This window comes from Oleiphilus sp. HI0125 (assembly GCF_001635355.1).
In genome coordinates, this window is sequence record NZ_LWGF01001176.1 from 1 (window position 1) to 557 (window position 557).

Here is a 557-nt window from a genome sequence, read left to right on the forward strand (position 1 = left end):
CCGAATTAGCCATAGAGTTTGGCGTAGGCGTGCATTTGGCGGGTGGAACACACCATGCGCATTATGACTTTGGCTCTGGGTACTGTTTGCTTAACGATCTCGCGTTTGTGAGTCGCACTTTAGTTGCTCGAGGGCAAGTTCAACGTGTCTTGATCTTCGATTGCGATGTGCATCAGGGCGATGGTACCGCAGCCATACTGCAGGAAGATGAGCAGATATTTTGTTGTTCCGTGCATTGTGAAAAGAATTTTCCATTCCGCAAGCAGGAAAGCGATTTGGATGTCGGCCTCTCCGTTGGGATGCGTGACATGGAGTACCTCCATATCGTTGAGCAAACGCTCGTGCGGTTGCTCGAACACTTTCAACCCGACATTGTTTTATACGATGCAGGCGTTGATGTATGGAAAGGCGATGCGTTGGGGAACCTTAATATTTCGCTGGAAGGGATTCGCGCACGAGACGACTTAGTGCTTGAGCATTGTCTAGATCGAGCGATTCCAGTTGCTACAGTGATTGGTGGTGGCTACGACCGTGATCATGACGCGTTAGCTAGGCGA

At 50.1% G+C, this 557-nt stretch carries 1 protein-coding gene; it reads left to right on the forward strand.

Features of this window, described 5'->3' with window-relative positions:
• On the forward strand, positions 1-557 hold a 557-nt coding region (locus A3762_RS20390; protein ID WP_197469443.1), incomplete at both ends, for a histone deacetylase.